Annotated in this window: 19 protein-coding genes; 14 read left to right on the plus strand and 5 right to left on the minus strand. The window is 63.7% G+C overall.

Going from position 1 to position 18657, the window contains the following annotated elements; translation table 11 throughout:
- Window positions 1-150: 150 nt before the first annotated feature.
- The 5 genes from CAF92_RS06690 to CAF92_RS06710 are packed head-to-tail and all read left to right on the plus strand — an operon-like array spanning window position 151 to window position 5183.
- Window positions 151-603 carry a MarR family winged helix-turn-helix transcriptional regulator gene (locus tag CAF92_RS06690; protein WP_085599872.1) on the plus strand — a complete coding sequence of 151 codons (453 nt, stop codon included), beginning with the start codon at window positions 151-153 and terminating at the stop codon, window positions 601-603.
- Window positions 600-2687 (plus strand): FUSC family protein, encoded by a 2088-nt coding sequence (locus CAF92_RS06695; RefSeq protein WP_085599874.1) that lies wholly within the window; start codon window positions 600-602, stop codon window positions 2685-2687. Before CAF92_RS06690 ends, CAF92_RS06695 begins: the two co-directional genes overlap by 4 nt.
- The gene (locus CAF92_RS06700) at window positions 2684-2896 is read left to right on the plus strand and encodes a DUF1656 domain-containing protein (protein WP_003255905.1); all 213 of its coding nucleotides are present in this window, start codon (window positions 2684-2686) and stop codon (window positions 2894-2896) included. Before CAF92_RS06695 ends, CAF92_RS06700 begins: the two co-directional genes overlap by 4 nt.
- Window positions 2893-3768, plus strand: coding sequence for an HlyD family secretion protein (locus CAF92_RS06705; RefSeq protein ID WP_039614279.1), 876 nt, complete (start codon window positions 2893-2895; stop codon window positions 3766-3768). The genes CAF92_RS06700 and CAF92_RS06705 overlap by 4 nt, the downstream gene beginning before the upstream one ends.
- Entirely contained in the window at window positions 3765-5183 is a 1419-nt protein-coding gene (locus CAF92_RS06710) for an efflux transporter outer membrane subunit (protein WP_085599876.1), read from the plus strand. Before CAF92_RS06705 ends, CAF92_RS06710 begins: the two co-directional genes overlap by 4 nt.
- Window positions 5184-5338: 155 nt before the next feature.
- Here CAF92_RS06710 and CAF92_RS06715 read toward each other — a convergent pair whose 3' ends face one another.
- Window positions 5339-5794, minus strand: coding sequence for a transposase (locus CAF92_RS06715; protein WP_085599878.1), 456 nt, complete (start codon window positions 5792-5794; stop codon window positions 5339-5341).
- 295 nt (window positions 5795-6089) lie between these two features.
- Between CAF92_RS06715 and CAF92_RS06720 the strand changes: the two genes are divergently transcribed.
- The gene (locus CAF92_RS06720; protein ID WP_085599880.1) at window positions 6090-8033 is read left to right on the plus strand and encodes an FTR1 family protein; all 1944 of its coding nucleotides are present in this window, start codon (window positions 6090-6092) and stop codon (window positions 8031-8033) included.
- Window positions 8034-8183: 150 nt separating this feature from the next.
- Here CAF92_RS06720 and CAF92_RS06725 read toward each other — a convergent pair whose 3' ends face one another.
- Both CAF92_RS06725 and CAF92_RS06730 read right to left on the minus strand, forming a co-directional pair.
- Window positions 8184-8429, minus strand: a complete 246-nt coding sequence (locus tag CAF92_RS06725) for a TIGR02647 family protein (RefSeq protein WP_046616434.1) — start codon at window positions 8427-8429, stop codon at window positions 8184-8186.
- A 70-nt stretch (window positions 8430-8499) separates the two neighbouring features.
- On the minus strand, window positions 8500-8802 hold the full coding sequence (locus CAF92_RS06730; protein WP_046616433.1) for a hypothetical protein: 303 nt from the start codon (window positions 8800-8802) through the stop codon (window positions 8500-8502).
- Between the two features lie 148 nt (window positions 8803-8950).
- Here CAF92_RS06730 and CAF92_RS06735 point away from each other — a divergent pair, with 148 nt between their 5' ends.
- Window positions 8951-9613: a glutathione S-transferase gene (locus CAF92_RS06735; protein WP_046616432.1), complete on the plus strand. Its 663-nt coding sequence runs from the start codon at window positions 8951-8953 to the stop codon at window positions 9611-9613.
- A 132-nt stretch (window positions 9614-9745) separates the two neighbouring features.
- Here the strand turns inward: CAF92_RS06735 and argH are convergent, their stop codons facing one another.
- On the minus strand, window positions 9746-11140 hold the full coding sequence (gene argH / locus CAF92_RS06740) for an argininosuccinate lyase (RefSeq protein WP_085599882.1): 1395 nt from the start codon (window positions 11138-11140) through the stop codon (window positions 9746-9748).
- Between the two features lie 296 nt (window positions 11141-11436).
- Here argH and CAF92_RS06745 point away from each other — a divergent pair, with 296 nt between their 5' ends.
- From CAF92_RS06745 to CAF92_RS06775, 7 genes are all read left to right on the plus strand, one after another.
- Window positions 11437-12180, plus strand: coding sequence for a LytTR family DNA-binding domain-containing protein (locus tag CAF92_RS06745; RefSeq protein WP_015268539.1), 744 nt, complete (start codon window positions 11437-11439; stop codon window positions 12178-12180).
- Window positions 12181-12370: 190 nt separating this feature from the next.
- Entirely contained in the window at window positions 12371-13312 is a 942-nt protein-coding gene (gene hemC, locus CAF92_RS06750; protein WP_085599884.1) for a hydroxymethylbilane synthase, read from the plus strand.
- A complete protein-coding gene (locus CAF92_RS06755; RefSeq protein ID WP_085599886.1) occupies window positions 13309-14076 on the plus strand; it encodes a uroporphyrinogen-III synthase in 768 nt (255 codons plus the stop codon). The genes hemC and CAF92_RS06755 overlap by 4 nt, the downstream gene beginning before the upstream one ends.
- Before the next feature lie 45 nt (window positions 14077-14121).
- Window positions 14122-15222 carry a uroporphyrinogen-III C-methyltransferase gene (locus CAF92_RS06760; protein WP_046616428.1) on the plus strand — a complete coding sequence of 367 codons (1101 nt, stop codon included), beginning with the start codon at window positions 14122-14124 and terminating at the stop codon, window positions 15220-15222.
- Window positions 15219-16457, plus strand: a complete 1239-nt coding sequence (locus tag CAF92_RS06765) for a heme biosynthesis protein HemY (protein WP_046616427.1) — start codon at window positions 15219-15221, stop codon at window positions 16455-16457. Before CAF92_RS06760 ends, CAF92_RS06765 begins: the two co-directional genes overlap by 4 nt.
- A gap of 221 nt (window positions 16458-16678) precedes the next feature.
- A complete protein-coding gene (locus CAF92_RS06770) occupies window positions 16679-17185 on the plus strand; it encodes a disulfide bond formation protein B (RefSeq protein ID WP_085599888.1) in 507 nt (168 codons plus the stop codon).
- Window positions 17186-17415: 230 nt separating this feature from the next.
- Window positions 17416-17886 carry an Rsd/AlgQ family anti-sigma factor gene (locus CAF92_RS06775; protein ID WP_046616425.1) on the plus strand — a complete coding sequence of 157 codons (471 nt, stop codon included), beginning with the start codon at window positions 17416-17418 and terminating at the stop codon, window positions 17884-17886.
- Window positions 17887-17895: 9 nt separating this feature from the next.
- On the opposite strand, the gene CAF92_RS06780 is transcribed toward CAF92_RS06775, so the two are convergent.
- The gene (locus CAF92_RS06780; protein WP_085599890.1) at window positions 17896-18534 is read right to left on the minus strand and encodes an FKBP-type peptidyl-prolyl cis-trans isomerase; all 639 of its coding nucleotides are present in this window, start codon (window positions 18532-18534) and stop codon (window positions 17896-17898) included.
- Window positions 18535-18657: the final 123 nt, after the last annotated feature.

Raw genomic sequence — 18657 nt, forward strand, 5'->3', positions numbered from 1 at the left:
GTGGGAGCGGGTTTACCCGCGATGAAGCCGGCACAGGCGGACCAAAGCCCCAGCATGAAAAACAATTCATCCATCCCCACGGTTGACGACAGGGGGAGGCACAGGCGTATATTGATAGTTAGCAAACTATGAATATCCTTGGTTCCTTTCATGTCCCTTGATCTCCTGCGCCTGCAAGTGAGCAGTGGCGTGGTGGTTGCCGCTCGCCATTGGCGGCGCATCTGCCATACCGCGCTGACCGGTTACGGTATTTCCGAGGCCTGCGCCACGCCGTTGCTGATGATCGTGCGCCTGGGTGACGGTGTGCATCAGGTGGCCGTGGCCCAGGCCTCCGGCTTGGAAAGCCCGTCGCTGGTGCGTCTGCTCGACCAACTGTGCAAGGCTGGCCTGGTATGCCGCAGCGAAGACCCGCTGGATCGCCGCGCCAAGGCCCTGAGCCTGACCGCCGAAGGCCGCACCCTGGCCGAATCCATCGAAGCCGAACTGGTGCGCCTGCGCCGTGAGGTGCTGCATGGCATCGACCAGGCCGACCTGGAAGCCGCCTTGCGCGTGCTGCTTGCCTTCGAAGCCGCCGGCCTGGGCAACACAGGCGGGGCAGCATGAACGGTTTCTTCAGCTCGGTGCCCCCGGCCCGCGACTGGTTCTATGGCGTGCGTACCTTTGCCGCCTCCATGATCGCCCTGTACATCGCCCTGCTCATGCAGTTGCCGCGCCCGTATTGGGCCATGGCCACGGTGTACATCGTCTCCAGCCCGTTCCTTGGCCCCACCAGCTCCAAGGCCCTGTACCGTGCCTTAGGCACACTGCTCGGCGCTGGCGGGGCGATTTTCCTTGTACCACCGCTGGTGCAGTCGCCGTTGCTGTTGAGCATCGCCATCGCCCTGTGGACCGGCACCTTGCTGTTTCTGTCGCTGAACCTGCGCACCGCCAACAACTATGTGCTGATGCTGGCTGGCTACACCTTGCCGATGATTGCCCTGGCGGTGGTCGACAACCCGCTTGCTGTGTTCGACGTGGCGTCTTCCCGCGCCCAGGAAATCTGCCTGGGGATCGTCTGTGCGGCGGTGGTCGGAGCGATCTTCTGGCCACGCCGGCTGGCGCCAGTTGTAGTCGGTGCCACTGGTAGCTGGTTCACCGAGGCGATCCGCTACAGCGACACCTACCTGGCCCGCCAGGCCAGCGCAGACCAGGTTGGCGGCATGCGCGGGGGGATGGTCGCCACCTTCAACTCGCTGGAGCTGATGATCGGCCAGCTCGGCCATGAAGGTGCCGGTCCGCACACCCTGAAAAACGCACGCGAGTTGCGCGGGCGGATGATCCACCTGCTGCCCGTGATCGATGCCCTCGACGACGCCTTGGTCGCCCTCGAAGGCCGCGCCCCGGCACAGTTTGCCCAGTTGCAACCGTTGCTCGATGCCGCCCGCGAATGGCTCAAGGGTACCGTCGACAGCGCCTCCATCGCCCGCTGGGCCGCCCTGCACGAACAGATCGAGCGCCTGCAGCCCGGCGCCGCTGCCCTCGACCAGCGTGCCGAACTGCTGCTGTCCAACGCCCTGTATCGCCTGACCGAATGGGCCGACCTGTGGCAGGACTGCTGCAGCCTGCAACATGCCCTGCGCAGCGACGATTCCAAACCCTGGCGCGCGGTGTACCGCCACTGGCGCCTGGGTCGTCTGACGGCGTTCTTCGACCGTGGCCTGATGCTGTATTCCGTGGCCTCCACCGTGCTGGCGATCATTGTCGCCTGCGGCCTGTGGATTGGTCTGGGCTGGAACGACGGCGCCAGCGCCGTGATCCTCGCCGCCGTGTCGTGCAGCTTCTTTGCCGCCATGGACGACCCGGCACCGCAGATCTACAAGTTCTTCTTCTGGACGCTGATGTCGGTCATTTTCTCCAGCCTGTACCTGTTCCTGGTGCTGCCCAACCTGCACGATTTCCCGATGCTGGTGCTGGCCTTCGCCGTGCCGTTCATCTGCGTCGGCACCCTGACCGTGCAGCCGCGCTTCTACCTGGGTACCTTGCTGACCATCGTCAACACTTCGACCTTCATCAGCATCCAGGGCGCCTACGATGCTGACTTCTTCACCTTCCTCAATTCCAACCTCGCCGGCCCCGTGGGGCTGCTGTTCGCCTTCATCTGGACCTTGGTGATGCGCCCGTTCGGCGTGGAGCTGGCAGCCAAGCGCATGACCCGCTTCGCCTGGCGCGACATCGTCGAAATGACCGAGCCGGCCACCTTGGCCGAGCACCGCCAGGTCGGCGTGCAGATGCTCGACCGCCTGATGCAGCATCTGCCGCGTCTGTCGCAAACCGGCCAGGACAGCGGCGTAGCACTGCGCGACCTGCGCGTGGGGTTGAACCTGCTCGACCTGCTGGCCTATATGCCGCGTGCCGGGCAGCAGGCTCGCGAGCGCCTGAACACGGTAGTCGAGGAAGTCGGCGCGCACTATGCCGCCTGCCTGCGCGCCGGCGAGCGCCTGCACGCCCCGGCCGCACTGCTGCGCAACATGGAGCGCGCGCGCCTGGCGCTGAACCTGGATGAGCTGTACGAGCGCGGCGATGCCCGTACCCACCTGCTGCACGCACTTAGCGGTCTGCGCCTGGCGCTGCTGCCGGGCGTGGAAGTGATGCTCGAACCAGCCGAACAACCGCAACTGCCCCCCGGCCTCGACGGAGCACCCCTGTGATTGGTGAACTGGATATCAGCGGGGTATTCCTGCCCACGCTGCTGGTGATGATGTTTGGCACCTACCTGCTGTTTCTCGGGGTGCACGCGGTGCTGGTGCGCCTGCATTTCTACCGCCTGGTCTGGCACCGGGCGTTGTTCAACGTTGCCCTGTATGCCGTGCTGCTTGGCGCGGTAGACCACTTTTGCCGAAACCTGATGCTGCCATGAAAAAACCTTTGCTGACCTTGGGCCGTGTGGTCCTGACCTTGCTGGTAGTGACCTTCGCCGCCGTGCTCGTGTGGCAGATGGTGGTGTATTACATGTTCGCCCCCTGGACTCGCGACGGCCACATCCGCGCCGACGTGATCCAGATCGCCCCGGACGTCTCCGGGCTGATCCAGAAGGTCGAGGTGCGTGACAACCAGACCGTCAAGCGCGGCGATGTGCTGTTCACCATCGATCAGGACCGTTTCACCCTGGCCCTGCGCCAGGCCAAGGCGACCCTCGGCGAACGCCAGGAAACCCTGGCCCAGGCTACTCGCGAAGCGCAGCGCAACCGCAAGCTGGGCAACCTGGTGGCCGCCGAGCAGCTGGAAGAAAGCCAGTCTCGCGAGGCCCGTGCCCGTTCCGCCGTCAGCGAAGCGCAGGTGGCCGTCGATACCGCCCAGCTCAACCTCGACCGCTCGGTGGTACGCAGCCCGGTGGACGGTTACCTGAACGACCGAGCACCGCGTAATCACGAATTCGTCACAGCCGGCCGCCCGGTGCTGTCGGTGGTCGACAGCGCCTCGTACCACGTCGACGGCTACTTCGAGGAAACCAAGCTTGGCGGTATCCACATCGGCGATGCCGTCGACATTCGTGTCATGGGCGACAACACCCGCCTGCGTGGTCATGTGCAAAGCTTCGCCGCCGGCATCGAAGACCGCGACCGCAGCAGTGGTGCCAACCTGTTGCCCAACGTCAACCCGGCATTCAGCTGGGTGCGCCTGGCCCAGCGTATTCCGGTGCGCATCGCCTTTGATGAGGTGCCGCAAGACTTCCGCATGATTGCCGGGCGAACCGCCACGGTGTCGATCATCGAGGGCCAGCGCCCATGAAACAGCTGATCCTGGCGGGGCTGTGCCTGTCGTTGGGGGCCTGCATGATGGTCGGCCCCGACTATGAACTGCCGAAGGACGCGGCGGTGCAACGCAGCGACCTCAACGGCCCGCTGCGCCAGGATGCCGACAGCGTGGTGTCGGCACCGGTGCCCGAGGACTGGTGGCAGCTGTACCAGGATCAACGGCTGAACGAGCTGGTGCACCAGGCGCTGAGTGCCAACACCGAACTGCGCGTGGCTGCCGCAAATATTGCCAAGGCACGCGCCCAGGTCGAAGTGGCTGAGTCGCAAGGTGGCTTCAACGGTGGCGTCAAACTTGGCGCCCAACGCCTGCAGGAGTCGGGCGAGGCGTTCCTGCTGCCAGAGAAAGTGCCGGTGGCCAACATCGGCGAGGCTATCATCAGTGCCTCGTACCAGTTCGACCTGTGGGGTACCTTCAAGCGTGGCACCGAGGCGGCCAAGGCGAATGCCGACGCAGTGCAGGCCGCCGCCGATACTGCCCGCATCACCCTGGTGGCGGATGTGGTCAAGGCTTACACCCAGGTGTGCTCGGCCAACGAGGAATACCACATTGCCCGCGAGTCGCTCGATCTGCAGGAGCAAAGCGTGAAGCTCAACCAGCGCCTGCGTGATGCCGGGCGCGGCGATGAAACCCAGGTCACCCGCTCGCAGACCCAGTTCAAATCCTTGCGCGCAGAGCTGCCACGCTTCAAGGCCGAGCGCGAGACCGGCCTGTACACCCTGGCCGCTTTGTTGGCCAAACCGGTTGACCAGCTACCTGCCGGCACTGCCGATTGTGCCGAGCTGCCGCACCTGAACCAGCTGCTCCCTGTTGGCGATGGCGCGGCGCTGCTCAAGCGCCGTCCCGACGTGCGCCAGGCCGAACGGCAGCTGGCCGCCGCCACCGCCTACATTGGCGTGGCCACCGGCGCTCTGTACCCTGACATCAGCATCGGCGCCCAGGTTGGTACGATTGGTATCCTCGAGAACCTTGGTGAGCCGTCGACCAACCGCTGGGGCTTCGGCCCGCAGATCAGCTGGACCATCCCCACCAACGGCACCCGCGCCCGCATTCGCATGGCCGAAGCCTCGACTCAGGCAGCCTTGGCGAATTTTGATGGGGTAGTGCTGAACGCAATTCGCGAGACCCAGACCCGCCTGGCGCAGTACAGCGCCCTGTTGGACCGACGTGACGCGCTGGCCGAGGCTGAGAAATCGGCCAAGGAAGCAGCGGACCAGACGCACCGCTATTACCAGGCTGGGCGTGAATCGTTCCTGGCCGACCTGCAGGCGACGCGCACCTACACCGACATGCGCGCGCAGCTGGCAGCGGCCAATAGCCAAGTGGCTCAGGGGCAGATTGGTGTGTTCCTGGCGTTGGGTGGGGGTTGGAAGGGCACCGCCAAGCCTTGATGCCAAATCGCCGGCAAGCCAGCTCCCACAGGTACTCCACCGCTTTTGAGGCCTGTGGTGCACCTGTGGTAGCCGGCTTGTACGTGCCTCGTAGTTGGTGCGGACCCTGTGGGAGCTGGCTTGCCGGCGATAGGGCCCTGACAGGCAAAGCCCCATCAAAGCCAAATTGCATCCCAATGCGGATAATCCCCCACCCTCGCGACCAATCCTGCCCGCTTCGGATTCATGACAATGTACCGCGCCACCGCCTGCACATTCTCCTCCCGGCGCAATGCTCGGTCATGAAATCCCTTCTGCCAGAGCTGGCCGCTTCGCCCTTGATACCTGTTGATCATCATGGTGCTGCGAGATTTCACCCTGCGCATCAAGCGCTTCAGGCTGCCCGGTCCAAGCTCGACCAGCCAATGAAAGTGATCAGGCATCACCACCCAGGCCAGCGATCTTACGGCACCTTCCTCTTCAGCCTGGCGCAACTCGGCAACCAGCAAGCGGGCCGAGTGAAAGTCATTGAATATTGGGGCCCGGTCAAGGGTTGTGCTGGTAAGCAGATACAATCGACTGGTTTCCGAAAAACGGCCAAGCCGTAACTGAACTGAGTGGGGGCGATCCATGTTCCCTGTCTCCTGATGGTTTGCTCCTCAGGCTAGTGGCTATGGATCTGCGAATAACCAATCAATTGGTACCCGGTGTTTCCAGTGACATCGGCGCAGCCTTTAGAAATTGAGCAAGACAGTTGCTCCCACCACGAGCGCATCTCCCTCAAGCCATGTGCAATACCTGTGGGCAGGCAACACAAGACAGAATCTCCCACAGGTTCAGCGCATTCCCCCTCTTCATCTGATTTGTAGCAAGATTTTTCATGAAATCCGCCCGGCACCCTTGAGCGAAGCTAAGTGGAAGTGAACAATGTTCTCTTTCGCATTCCCTTCGAGACTGGCCATGAAAACCCGTTCCCGTCTGCTTGCCTGGCTGCCGGTTATATTGCTCGGCCCGGTGCTGGCGCTGTGCAGCACCTTGGCGCAGGCCGAGGCCTCCGCCGAGGCCACCAAGGCCCTGCACCTGCTGGACTACATTGGCGCCGACTACCCGCCGACCGTACAAGACGGCAAGGTCATCGACGATGGCGAATACCGCGAGCAGCAAGAGTTCAGCGCGGTATTGGCCGAGCTGGTCAAAAGCTTGCCTGCAAACGCCGAGCAAGCTGCTCTGGAGCAAGGCATCCAGGCGTTGCGCCACGCCATCGACCAGCGTCAGGACGGCCCGGCTGTCGCCAAACAGGCCCGCCAATTGGGCGCTCGTCTGGCGGTGGCCTATGAGGTCAGCCAGGCTCCGGTGATTACCCCGGACCCGGCCCGCGGCGCTTCGTTGTACGCGCAAAACTGTTCGATCTGCCACGGCGACACCGGCGCTGGCGATGGCCCGGCCGGCGTGGGCCTTGAGCCTGCACCCGCCAACCTGCGCGATGTCTCGCGCCTCGACCAGTTGAGCCTGTTCGACCTCTACAACACCCTGGCCCTGGGCATCGATGGCACCGAGATGCCGTCCTTTGCCGACCAGTTGGACGACCGCCAGCGCTGGGACGTAGCCGCTTACATCGCCAGCTTCACCGCCAAGCCAGAAGCCGGCAAAGGCGACAAGACCTGGAACATTGGCGACTTGGCCCGCCAGACCCCGGCCGAAGTCGCCGCCAACGAAGGCCCTGCGGTCGTAGAAGCGTTTCGCGCCCAGCGCGCTCAACCGCCACAGGTCAAACGTGGCCCGGCGCAATTGCTCGAGTACACCGCGAGCACCTTGGACAAGAGCCTGGCGGCCTACCGCGCAGGTGATCACGACCAGGCTTATGACCTGTCAGTAGCGGCCTACCTGGAAGGCTTCGAACTGGTGGAAAGCTCGCTGGACAATATCGACACCCAGGCGCGCAAGGACACCGAAAAATCGCTGATGGCCTATCGTCAGTCGCTGCAGGACGGCATGCCCGTGGCCCAGGCCGAGCAACGCCTGAGCGAAGCCAAGGCCAAGCTCGAGCAGGCTTCCAAACTGCTCGGCAGCGATGGCCTGAGCTGGTCGCTGAGCTTTGTATCCGGCTTGCTGATCCTGCTGCGCGAAGGCCTGGAGGCGATTCTGGTGCTGGCGGCGATCCTGGCCTTCCTGCGCAATACCGGCCAGCAGTCGGCGGTGCGCAGCGTCAACATCGGATGGGGGTTGGCACTGGTGGCCGGTTTTGCAACCTGGGCCCTGGCAGCCTATGTGATCGACGTTGGTGGCGCTCAGCGCGAACTGCTGGAAGGTTGCACGGCGCTTTTCGCTGCGGTGATGGTGCTGTGGCTTGGCGTGTGGATGCACGACCGCCGCCATGCGGCCGCGTGGCAGGACTACATCAAGAGCAGCCTGGTCAGTGGTGGCGGACGTTTCGGTTTTGCCGTGCTGGCGTTCTTCTCGGTTTACCGCGAACTGTTCGAAGTGATCCTGTTCTACGAAACCCTGTGGCTGCAGGCCGGCCCAGCCGGGCACCAGGCGGTGCTGGCGGGCGGTGCCACGGCGCTTGTGCTGCTGGTGGGGTTGGCCTGGGTAATTCTGCGTGGTTCGGCCAAGCTGCCGCTGTCGCTGTTCTTCAGCATCAACGCAGCGCTGCTATGTGCCTTGTCGGTGGTGTTTGCCGGGCATGGCGTGAAGGCACTGCAAGAGGCCGGGGTACTTGGCACACGGCCGGTGGCGTTCTTCGAGTTCGACTGGCTGGGGATTCATGCTGACGCCTACTCGCTTTCGGCGCAGGCGCTGGCCTTGCTGGCCATCGTGTTCCTGTACGGGCGCTCGCGCCTGGTGGAAAAGCGCAGGGCAGCGGCTAACTGATCGCCTGACAGGCTGGCGCGGCCCCCTGTGGCAGCGGGTTTACCCGCGAAGCAAGCGGCGCGGTGTATGGCACCGGCTTCGCCGGTATTCGCGGCTAAAGCCGCTCCCACAGGGACCGCGCGAGTTTCAAAGTTTGAGCAAGACCGCCATTCAAGCCGGCTGTGGCGCCTTCAGGATGTTTTGCAGCAACTGGACACTTTCGACAGCGTCATGACCCAGGCTGGTCAGGTAGCCGCCATCAGGTTGATCGGTCAGCCCCTTTTCATACAGGCGCTGCGCGGCGGCTACCAGTGCGGGGGAAGCGTTCTTGTGAATCTTGATGCCTTCCTGGCTGCTGTCGTGCTTGAACAGCGAAAGTACTTCCAGTTCAGCGATCAGATCGGGGGTAAAAGGCATGGCGACTCCTGACTTCCAGACAAGGATGACGGCACCGTTCTACGGTGCCTGATCTTCGAGTGTAGCCGGGTTATTCGTCCTCGCCTTGATCCATCTCAGGCGGCAGCTCCGGCAGCGCGCGCAGGGCATTCTCGTACCATTCGCCATTGAACGCGCGGTCCTCCACAAGCATGTTATCGATCTCAAAGGCCAGCACGTGGGCCATCAGGTTGAGAATGTCTTCACGCTCATAGCCAACCAGGGTCAGCTTGTTGAAGGTGGCCTTGGCCGCTGGCGGCTCGCCGCTTTCTATCTGGTTTTCGATGGCCTGGGTCAGCGTTGCCTCGGCGAAGGCTTCGTCGTCGTCATTGTCGATGTCGGTGGGCTCGCTCATGGCGGTACTCCTGTGATGTGGAGGCACAGTGTGCCACGCCCGTGGCGGCAATGCCCGGGCATTGACGGGGCGCATGACGCTGGTCAGGGGCGGGCGTACGGTCTATAAATGCCGGGCCAACCCCTTACGGCCTGGAGGCTGTTACCTCATGCTCAAGCTTCATGGATTCTCGGTCAGCAACTACTACAACATGGTCAAGCTGGCCCTGCTGGAAAAAGGCCTGCCCTTCGAGGAAGTCACCTTCTATGGCGGCCAGGCGCCACAGGCGCTGGAAGTGAGCCCGCGAGGCAAGGTCCCGGTGCTGCAGACCGAACACGGCTTCCTCAGCGAAACAAGCGTGATCCTCGACTATATCGAGCAGACTCAAGGCGGCAAGGCGCTGCTGCCGGCCGACCCGTTCGGGCAAGCCAAGGTGCGCGAGCTGCTCAAGGAAATCGAGCTGTACATCGAGCTGCCGGCGCGTACCTGCTATGCCGAGTCTTTCTTTGGTATGCAGGTCGAGCCACTGATAAAGGAGAAAGCCCGTGCCGACCTGCTGGCCGGTTTTGCCACGCTCAAGCGCAACGGCCGCTTCACGCCCTATGTGGCGGGTGAGCAACTGACCCTGGCAGACCTGATGTTCTGCTTCTCGGTCGACCTGGCCTGCGCGGTGGGCAAGAAGGTGCTGAACATCGACTTCCTGGCAGACTTCCCGCAGGCCAAGGCGTTGCTGCAGCTGATGGGCGACAACCCGCACATGGCGCGGATCGTGGCGGACAAGGAGGCGGCGATGCCGGCCTTCATGGAGATGATTCGCAGCGGTAAACGCTAAAAGCTAGGGCTGCTTCGCAGCCCATCGCCGGCAAGCCAGCTCCCACAGTTACAGTGCTTACCTTGAGGGTCACGCTATACCTGTGGGAGCTGGCTTGCCGGCGATCGAGGGCAAAGCCCTCGCCTTGAGGCCTTAACGCGAAGCCAGCAGCGCCTTGCCGCGGGCGACGGCCGCATGCACCTGCGCCGGCGCGGTACCACCAATGTGGTTACGGGCATTCACCGAGCCTTCCAGGGTCAGCACGGCAAACACGTCCTGCTCGATCTGGTCGCTGAACTGGCGCAGTTCGTCCAGGCTCATTTCGGCCAGGTCCTTGCCGGTGTCCACGCCATATTTCACCGCATGACCCACGATCTCGTGGCAGTCACGGAACGGCAGGCCACGGCGTACCAGGTAGTCGGCCAGGTCGGTGGCGGTGGAGAAACCGCGCAGGGCTGCTTCACGCATGATGGCGTGCTTGGGCTTGATTGCCGGGATCATGTCGGCAAAGGCACGCAGCGAGTCGCGCAGGGTGTCGGCGGCGTCGAACAGCGGTTCCTTGTCTTCCTGGTTGTCCTTGTTGTAGGCCAGCGGCTGGCCTTTCATCAGGGTCAGCAGGCCGGTCAGGGCACCAAACACGCGGCCGCTCTTGCCACGTACCAGTTCCGGCACGTCCGGGTTCTTTTTCTGCGGCATGATCGAGCTGCCAGTGCAGAAGCGGTCTGGCAGGTCGATGAACTGGAACTGCGCGCTGGTCCACAGCACCAACTCCTCGGAGAAGCGCGACAGGTGCATCATCGCCACGCTGGCGGCGGCGCAGAATTCAATGGCGAAGTCGCGGTCCGACACGCCGTCCAGCGAGTTGCCGGCCACGGCTTCGAAGCCCAGCAGCTTGCAGGTGAGTTCGCGGTCGATCGGGTAGGTGGTGCCTGCCAGCGCGGCGCTGCCCAGGGGCATGCGGTTGGCACGCTTGCGGCAGTCGACCAGGCGCTCATAGTCGCGGCTGAGCATCTCGAACCAGGCCAGCAGGTGATGGCCGAAGGTGACCGGCTGGGCCGTCTGCAGGTGGGTGAAACCGGGCATGATGGTTTCGGCTTCACGCTCGGCCTGCTCCAGCAGGCCCTGTTGCAGGCGGGTGATTTCGGCCAGGATCAGGTCGATTTCATCGCGCAGCCAAAGGCGAATGTCGGTGGCCACCTGGTCGTTGCGGCTACGGCCGGTGTGCAGCTTCTTGCCGGTGATGCCGATACGGTCGGTCAGGCGTGCCTCGATGTTCATGTGCACATCTTCGAGGTCGACGCGCCAGTCGAAGGTGCCGGCCTCGATCTCGCCCTGGATGGTTTTCAGGCCATCGATGATGGTGTCGCGCTCGGCATCGCTGAGCACGCCGACCTGCGCCAGCATGGTGGCATGGGCGATCGAACCCATGATGTCGTGGCGGTACAGGCGCTTGTCGAAATCGACCGAGGCGGTGAAACGGGCGACGAATGCGTCGACGGGCTCACTGAAGCGGCCGCCCCAGGACTGATTGGTCTTGTCGGTGCTCATGGATTCACTCATTGCAGGCGTGAACGAAAAAGTGCCGCCGATGATAGCAGGGTTGGACTGGCCGCCGCAGGGCGCTGGTCGATAGAAATGCTCGGAAAACGACAGAGAAGGATTTGCAGGAATGAACGGCAGTGTTCCACGGACCGTCTACAGTTGGACAGAGGACTGGCAGTGAATCTGCCGGCCGAGTGAATCTTTGGCCATCGCACCGGTCTAGAGCGTGACCTCAGTGTCGCTCGAACCATACCTGTCTACGCTATACCTGTGCGAGACTCATTCAGGAATCCAGCGCAATTATGAATGTCCTGATCGTTGATGACGAACCCCAAGGCCGTGAGCGCCTCAGCCGGCTGCTCGGCGAACTGGAGGGCTACACCGTGCTGGAGCCTAGCGCCACCAACGGCGAAGAAGCCTTGGCGCTGATCGAAAGCCTCAAGCCCGATGTGGTCCTGCTGGACATCGGCATGCCTGGCCTGGACGGCCTGCAGGTTGCTGCTCGCCTGTGCGAGCGCGAGGCGCCGCCGGCGGTGGTGTTTTGCACCGGGGACGATGAATACGGTGCCGAGGCTTTCAAGGACAGTACCCTCAGCCATGTGACCAAACCTTTCCAGGCCCAGGCCTTGCGCGATGCCTTGCGCAAGGCTGAAAAGCCCAACCGGGCCCAGTTGGCGGCGCTCACCAGGCCAGCCAATGAAGGTGGCGGCCCGCGTAGCCACATCAGTGCCCGCACGCGCAAAGGCATCGAGCTGATCCCTTTGCCACAGGTGATCTATTTCATTGCCGACCACAAGTACGTGACCTTGCGCCATGAGGCCGGGGAGGTCCTGCTCGACGAGCCGCTCAAGGCCTTGGAAGACGAGTTTGGCGAACGCTTCGTGCGTATCCACCGCAATGCGCTGGTCGCCCGTGAGCGTATCGAACGCCTGCAGCGCACGCCGCTGGGGCATTTCCAGCTATACCTGAAAGGCCTGGACGGAGACGCCCTGACCGTCAGCCGGCGCCACGTGGCCGGTGTGCGCAAGATGATGCAGACCCTCTGAGCCTGGACCGGCCCAATCGCTGACAAGCTCCACAGGTATAGCGCCAGCGTTGAGCCTTGCACGGCTTCTGTGGGAGCTGGCTTGCCGGCGATTGGACGGTACAGGTGAGCACAGGATCCTGATCCACATCTGCTAGCGATACCGGCGATGCTGTTATCATCGGCAGCATTTCTCTGGATCGGGGCGTTCCATGTCCACTCGCGAAATCCGCATTGCCACCCGTAAAAGTGCCTTGGCCTTGTGGCAGGCCGAATACGTCAAAGCCCGCCTCGAGCAGGCCCACCCCGGTCTGCTGGTGACCCTTGTGCCCATGGTCAGCCGTGGCGACAAGCTCCTCGACGCGCCGCTGGCGAAGATCGGTGGCAAGGGTCTGTTCGTCAAGGAACTGGAAACCGCCCTGCTGGACAATGAAGCCGACATCGCCGTGCATTCGATGAAGGACGTGCCCATGGACTTTCCTGAAGGCCTGGGCCTGTACTGCATCTGTGAGCGCGAAGACCCGCGCGATGCCTTCGTTTCCAATACCTTCGACAACCTCGAAGCGCTGCCTGCCGGCAGCATCGTCGGTACCTCCAGCCTGCGCCGCCAGGCTCAGCTGCTGGCGCGTCGCCCGGACCTGGAAATCCGCTTCCTGCGTGGCAACGTCAACACCCGCCTGGCCAAGCTGGATGCCGGTGAGTACGACGCTATCATCCTTGCCGCTGCCGGCTTGATTCGCCTGGGTTTCGAGGACCGCATCACTTCCGCCATCGGCGTCGATGACAGCCTGCCGGCAGGCGGCCAGGGTGCGGTGGGTATCGAATGTCGCAGTGCCGACCACGAAATCCATGCACTGCTGGCGCCGCTGCACCATGCCGATACTGCCGACCGGGTGGTGGCCGAGCGTGCCCTGAACAAGCGCCTGAATGGTGGCTGCCAGGTACCGATTGCCTGCTATGCGGTGCTTGAAGGTGACCAGCTGTGGCTGCGTGGCCTGGTAGGCCAACCCAGCGGCGGTACCCTGTTGGTGGCCGATGCCCGCGCACCACGTACTGCCGCCGAAACCCTGGGCGTGCAGGTGGCCGAGGACCTGCTGGGGCAGGGCGCCGAGGCCATCCTCAAGGAAGTCTACGGCGAGGCCGGCCACCCGTGAGTTCGTGGCGCCTGTTGCTGACCCGGCCTGCCGAGGACTGTGCGGCACTGGCGCAAAGCCTGGCAGCGGAGGGGATAGCCAGCAGCTGCCTGCCGCTGCTGGCTATCGAGCCCGTCGTTGTGAATAACCAGCAACGCCTGTTGCTGGAAGGCCTGCAGGGCTTCCAGGCGATCATCGTGGTCAGCAAGCCGGCAGCCCGGTTGATGCTTGAGCAACTGGCCGATGCCGGCCTGCAGCCCCCGGTGCAAGGCTGGTTCACCGTGGGTGAAGCGACCGCCGCCGTGCTGCAAGGTGCGGGCCTGGCGGTGAGCTTCCCCCCACGTGGCGATGACAGCGAAGCGTTGCTGGCGCTGCCGGCCCTGCGCCAGGCAGTTGCCGTGCCGGCACCACGGATCTTGATCGTTCGTGGTGTGGGAGGTCGCGAACTGCTGGCAGAGCGTCTTGCAGAGCAAGGTGCTAGTGTCGATTATCTGGAACTGTATCGTCGCTGCCTGCCGGCTTACCCGGTGGGCACCCTGATGCGCCGCATCGAAGCGGAACGCCTCAATGGCCTGGTGGTCAGCAGTGGGCAGGGTTTTGAACACTTGCAGCAGATGGCCGGCGCCGATTGGCCGCAGCTCGCGCGTCTGCCGCTGTTCGTGCCCAGCCCTCGGGTTGCCGATCAGGCAAGGGCCGCCGGAGCCCAACAGGTTGTGGATTGCCGTGGCGCCAGTGCCACGGCCTTGCTGGCAGCCGTGCAGCGCAGCGCTGCACCTGCCTCTTAAGGCGCTAAGCTGAACGCGATGCGCCCCCATGCAAAGGATGGATACGTGAGCGAGACTGTCTTGTCCAATAACGATCAGCCGTCGGCACAGGCGCCGGCGGAACCCGTCACCGCCCCACCTGCCAAGCGCTCCGGCAGTGGTCTGGCAACGCTGGCCCTGCTGTTGGGCGCGGCCGGGGTAGCGGTAGGTGGCTGGGGTGTCTGGCAGGTACGTCAACTGCAAGGCAGCGAATTCAACCAGGGCCAGCACATCGAGGCGCTCAACCAGCGCGCCGAGGCCCTGCAGCAGCGTGAACAGCAGATCAGCGCGCAACTGGCCAGCCTGCCGGCGGCCAGCGAGCTGGAGGACCGCCGCCGCCTGGTGGCACAACTGCAAGGCGATCAGCAACGCCTCAGCCAGCGGTTGGAAACCATTCTGGGCGAAAGCCGCAAGGAATGGCGCCTGGCCGAGGCCGAGCACCTGCTGCGCCTCGCCACCCTGCGCCTGTCGGCGCTGCAGGACATCACCAGTGCCAAGGCCTTGGTAGAGGGTGCCGACGAGATCCTGCGCGAGCAGAGCGATCCGGGTGCTTTCGCCGCCCGTGAGCAACTGGCGCGCAGCCTGGCCACGCTCAACAGCACCCAGCAACCGGACCGTACCGGCCTGTTCCTGAAACTGGCGGCTCAGCGCGAGCTGGTGCAGCAACTCAGCGCCCAGTCGCCGGAGTTCGACACCAATGCCGATGCCCTGGGCGCGCTAACCGCCGATGGTGATGGCGCCAGTCGCCTGTCCCAGTGGTGGGCCGAGATCTCCAAGTACTTCCAGATCGACTTCAACGCCGATGACAATGTGCGCCCGCTGCTGGCCGGGCAGCAACTGAACCAGCTGCGCCTGGCCCTGAGCCTGACCATCGAGCAGGCCCAGTGGGCAGCGCTCAATGGCGATAGCAAGGTCTACACCCAGGCGCTGGACGACGCTCGCAGCGTGCTGCTGGCCAACTTCAACGCCGACAACCCGCAAAGCAAGGCCATGCTTGACAGCCTCAATGCCCTGGCCGAGCAGCCGGTGTCGGTGGTAACCCCTGACCTCAGTGAAAGCCTGGCCGCAGTGCAGGCCTATATACAGCGCCGCCACCTGCCGGCCGAGGCTGAAGGGGGCAAGCCATGAAGCGTGTCTACCTGCTGGCCGTGCTGGCGATCGTGGTCGCCGCGGCGCTGGGTATCGCGGTCGCCAAGCACAGCGGCTACGTGCTGATCTCGTATGGCAGCTTCCGCTACCAGTCGGGGCTGTGGGCGGCACTGGCCGGCTTGCTGGCTGTGGTGTTGCTGCTGTGGCTGGTGCGCTATCTGGTCGGCCTGGTGCTGACCTCCAGCGGCGTGGTCAACCCGTGGTCCCGGCGTAATCGCAGCCGGCGCGTTCGTCTGGCCATCGAGCAGGGCCAACTGGACCTCGCCGAGGGCCGTTGGGCCAGTGCCCAGCGGCATCTGCATCGTGCCGCCGAGGCCGAGCGCCAGCCGTTGCTGTATTACCTCGGTGCCGCGCGTGCTGCCAACGAGCAAGGCCGAACCGAGGACAGCGACAACCTGCTTGAACGTGCCCTGGAGCGCCAGCCGCAAGCGGAACTGGCTATCGCCCTTACTCATGCACAGTTGCAGATGGACCGTGGCGAAAGCGACGGCGCCCTGGAAACCCTGCTGGCCATGCAGGAGCGCCACCCGCACAACGGTCAGGTGCTGCGCCTGCTGCAGCGCCTGTACCTGGAGCGCGGCGACTGGTCGGCACTGATTCGCCTGCTGCCCGACCTGCGCAAGGGCAAGGTGCTGCCTGCCGCCGAGCTGGCTGCCCTGGAGCAACGTGCCTGGGGCCAGAACCTGAGCCTGGCCACCACCCGTGGCGAGGACGCGCAAGGTGCCCGTCAGGCCCTGGAGCGCGCCTGGCAGCAACTGACCGCAGCCCAGCGCCAGGAGCCACAGCTGGTGCTGGCCTATGCCGAGCAATTGCGCCAGGTGGGCGCCCAGAGCGAAGCCGAACAAGTGCTACGCACTGCCCTGAAGCGTGAATACGAAAGCCACTTGGCCCGCCTGTATGGCCTGGTGCGCGGCGATGACCCTGCGCGCCAGCTGCAAACTGCCGAAGGTTGGCTCAAGGCCCACCCGCAAGACGCCAGCCTGCTGCTTACCCTGGGCCGTCTGAGCCTGCAGAACCGCCTGTGGGGCAAAGCGCGCGACTACCTGGAAAGCAGCCTGCGCATGGAGCGCAACCCCGAGGCCTGTGCCGAGCTGGCGCGCCTGCTCGCCGGCCTTGGCGAAACAGAGCGCAGCAACCAGCTGTTCCAGGAGGGCCTCGGCCTGTTGGACGAGCGCCTGCTAGCCCTGCCTTTGCCCGAAGGCGTACGCGCCTGACCTACCCTGGGGGCCGCGCAAAGGTGCGGGCCCCGGGGGCGGGTAACTTTTCTTTCGATGTAAGTTAGATCTGCAGTCCATTTCTTCAGATATTTCCTACTTCATGATTGGAAATTTCCTTCGCGATTCAGCGACTTGTCGTTGCTGTCGCGCCTTGAAACAAAGCGCGTCTTTCCTCTACCGTTTCAAGCCACTTCATTATCCCGGGACCTTCACCGCCCATGTTGCCGGCCCGTTTACGCACCTTTTTCCTACCTGCCTGCCTTGCTGCATTGGCGGTACTGGCCGCGTCCTTTCACCTGGAAAGCGTACTGGGCCTGGTGCCCTGCCCGTTGTGTTTCAGCCAGCGGCTGCTGCTTGGCGTATACGCGCTGGTGTGCCTGGCGGCGGTGCTGCACGCACCGGGTACGGCGGGCATTCGCTGTTACGCGCGGGCAACGCTGGGGTGTTCCCTGGCTGGGGCGTTGCTGGCAGCGCGACATGTCTGGTTACAAGGGGATGACGGGGCCATCTCTGTCTGCCCTGTGCCGCTCGGGCGGCTGTTCGAGCAATCCTGGGGCGAGGCGGCTCGGCAATTGTTGTTCGGTGGGCCGGATTGCAACTCGCTGACCTGGAGCTTTCTCGACCTGACCCTGCCCGAGTGGAGCCTGCTGGCCTTCCTGCTGCTGGCGGTACTGCCCTTGAGTTGCCTGCTGGCGTATCGTTTCCGCACACTGGCGAGAACATGACCTGGCGCAAGGTTGCACCATTGGCACGACCAATGGCCGTGTAACAGGGTATTAAACACTTGTATGAACTTTGTCCGCTGCGTACCTTGAAGGGCAGCACGCGCGGGAATAATCTCCCAGCACGCATACCGAAAACACAACTGCTCGATGCCGCCTGCTGATGTCACCTTTGTGCTGCACGGTCGTGGTGCGAGGTGCAGCGGCATCTACCCAGAAGGGAAGAGATCGCCATGCTCGATAGTTGTCAGAACGCTCAGGAACGCTGGGGTGGGGTTCACAAACTGATCGACCGCTGGCTGGAGGAGCGCCAGGAACTGGTGCAGGCTTTCCGCGCACTGCGCGATGCCAGGCCGGCCTTCGCCGACAAGGACACGAACGGGGAGTTTTGCGCGCTCCTTGTGGACTACGTTTCGGCGTGGCATTTCGAAGTCTGCGAGCAGTTGGTCAGTGAGGCCAAGGCCTTCGGCGACCAGAAGGCGCTGAAGCTGGCGGAAGAGATCAACCCACGGATCAACGACAGTACGCAGATCGCACTGGCCTTCAATGACCATTGCGCCAAGGGTGAGTGCAAGGACACCGAACGCTTTGCCGAAAAGCTGGGCAAGCTGGGTGGCCTGCTGCACGAGCGCTTCGAACTGGAAGACTGCCTGATCGAAGTGTTGCACAACGCGCACAAGGAAGAAGGCGCGGTCCAGGCCTGAGGGTTGGCGTCAGTCGCCAACCGCCAGCAGTTCGATCTCGAACACCAAGGGTGTATAAGGTTCTATAAGGTCGCCCGCGCCCTCGGCGCCATAAGCTTGCGCTGAGGGAATCACCAGGCGCCATTTGGCGCCGGTGCGCATCTTTGGCAAGGCCACCTGCCACCCCTTGATTACCGAGTCCAGGCTGAACCACTGGGGCGTCTGGTTCTGGTCGAACACCGAACCGTCTGGCAGCCTGCCCACGTAGCGCACCTGCACCTTGCCACCGGCTTTGGGCTGCGCGCCCATACCTGCTTGCAGTTCGCTGTAGAGCACGCCCTCCGGTAGTTCATGTACGCCATGGCGACCACGCTCGTTGGCCATGAAGCGTGTTTCGGCAGCTTGAAGTTTCTGGATGGCGGCATCGCCTTCCTGCGCTTCCTGTTGCTGGAGCAAGGCCTGCATGCGTGCCTTTTCGAGTTTCAGCGGTTGCCCCTGGTAGGACTGGCGCAGGCCTTCTACCAGCGCATCCAGCTGCAGGCCCGGCATATCCTGGCGCAGCCGCTCACCCAGGCTGGCGCCGATGCTGTAGGCGAGGTCATGTTCTTCGCTGTCGGCCAGGGCGATGGGTGCCAGCAGGCATAAACCTAAAACAAGATATCGAGGCATGGTCAGTTCCTGCGCCAATGAGCGGGGAAGTATGCCAGTGTTCAGTTTTGTATTGTGTGCTCGCTGTCCTTGTAGGAGCGGCCTTTTGTCGCGACAGGGCTGCGAAGCAGCCCCGGCAATATC

Source organism: Pseudomonas sp. B10(2017), assembly GCF_002113295.1.
Taxonomy (GTDB): domain Bacteria; phylum Pseudomonadota; class Gammaproteobacteria; order Pseudomonadales; family Pseudomonadaceae; genus Aquipseudomonas; species Aquipseudomonas pudica.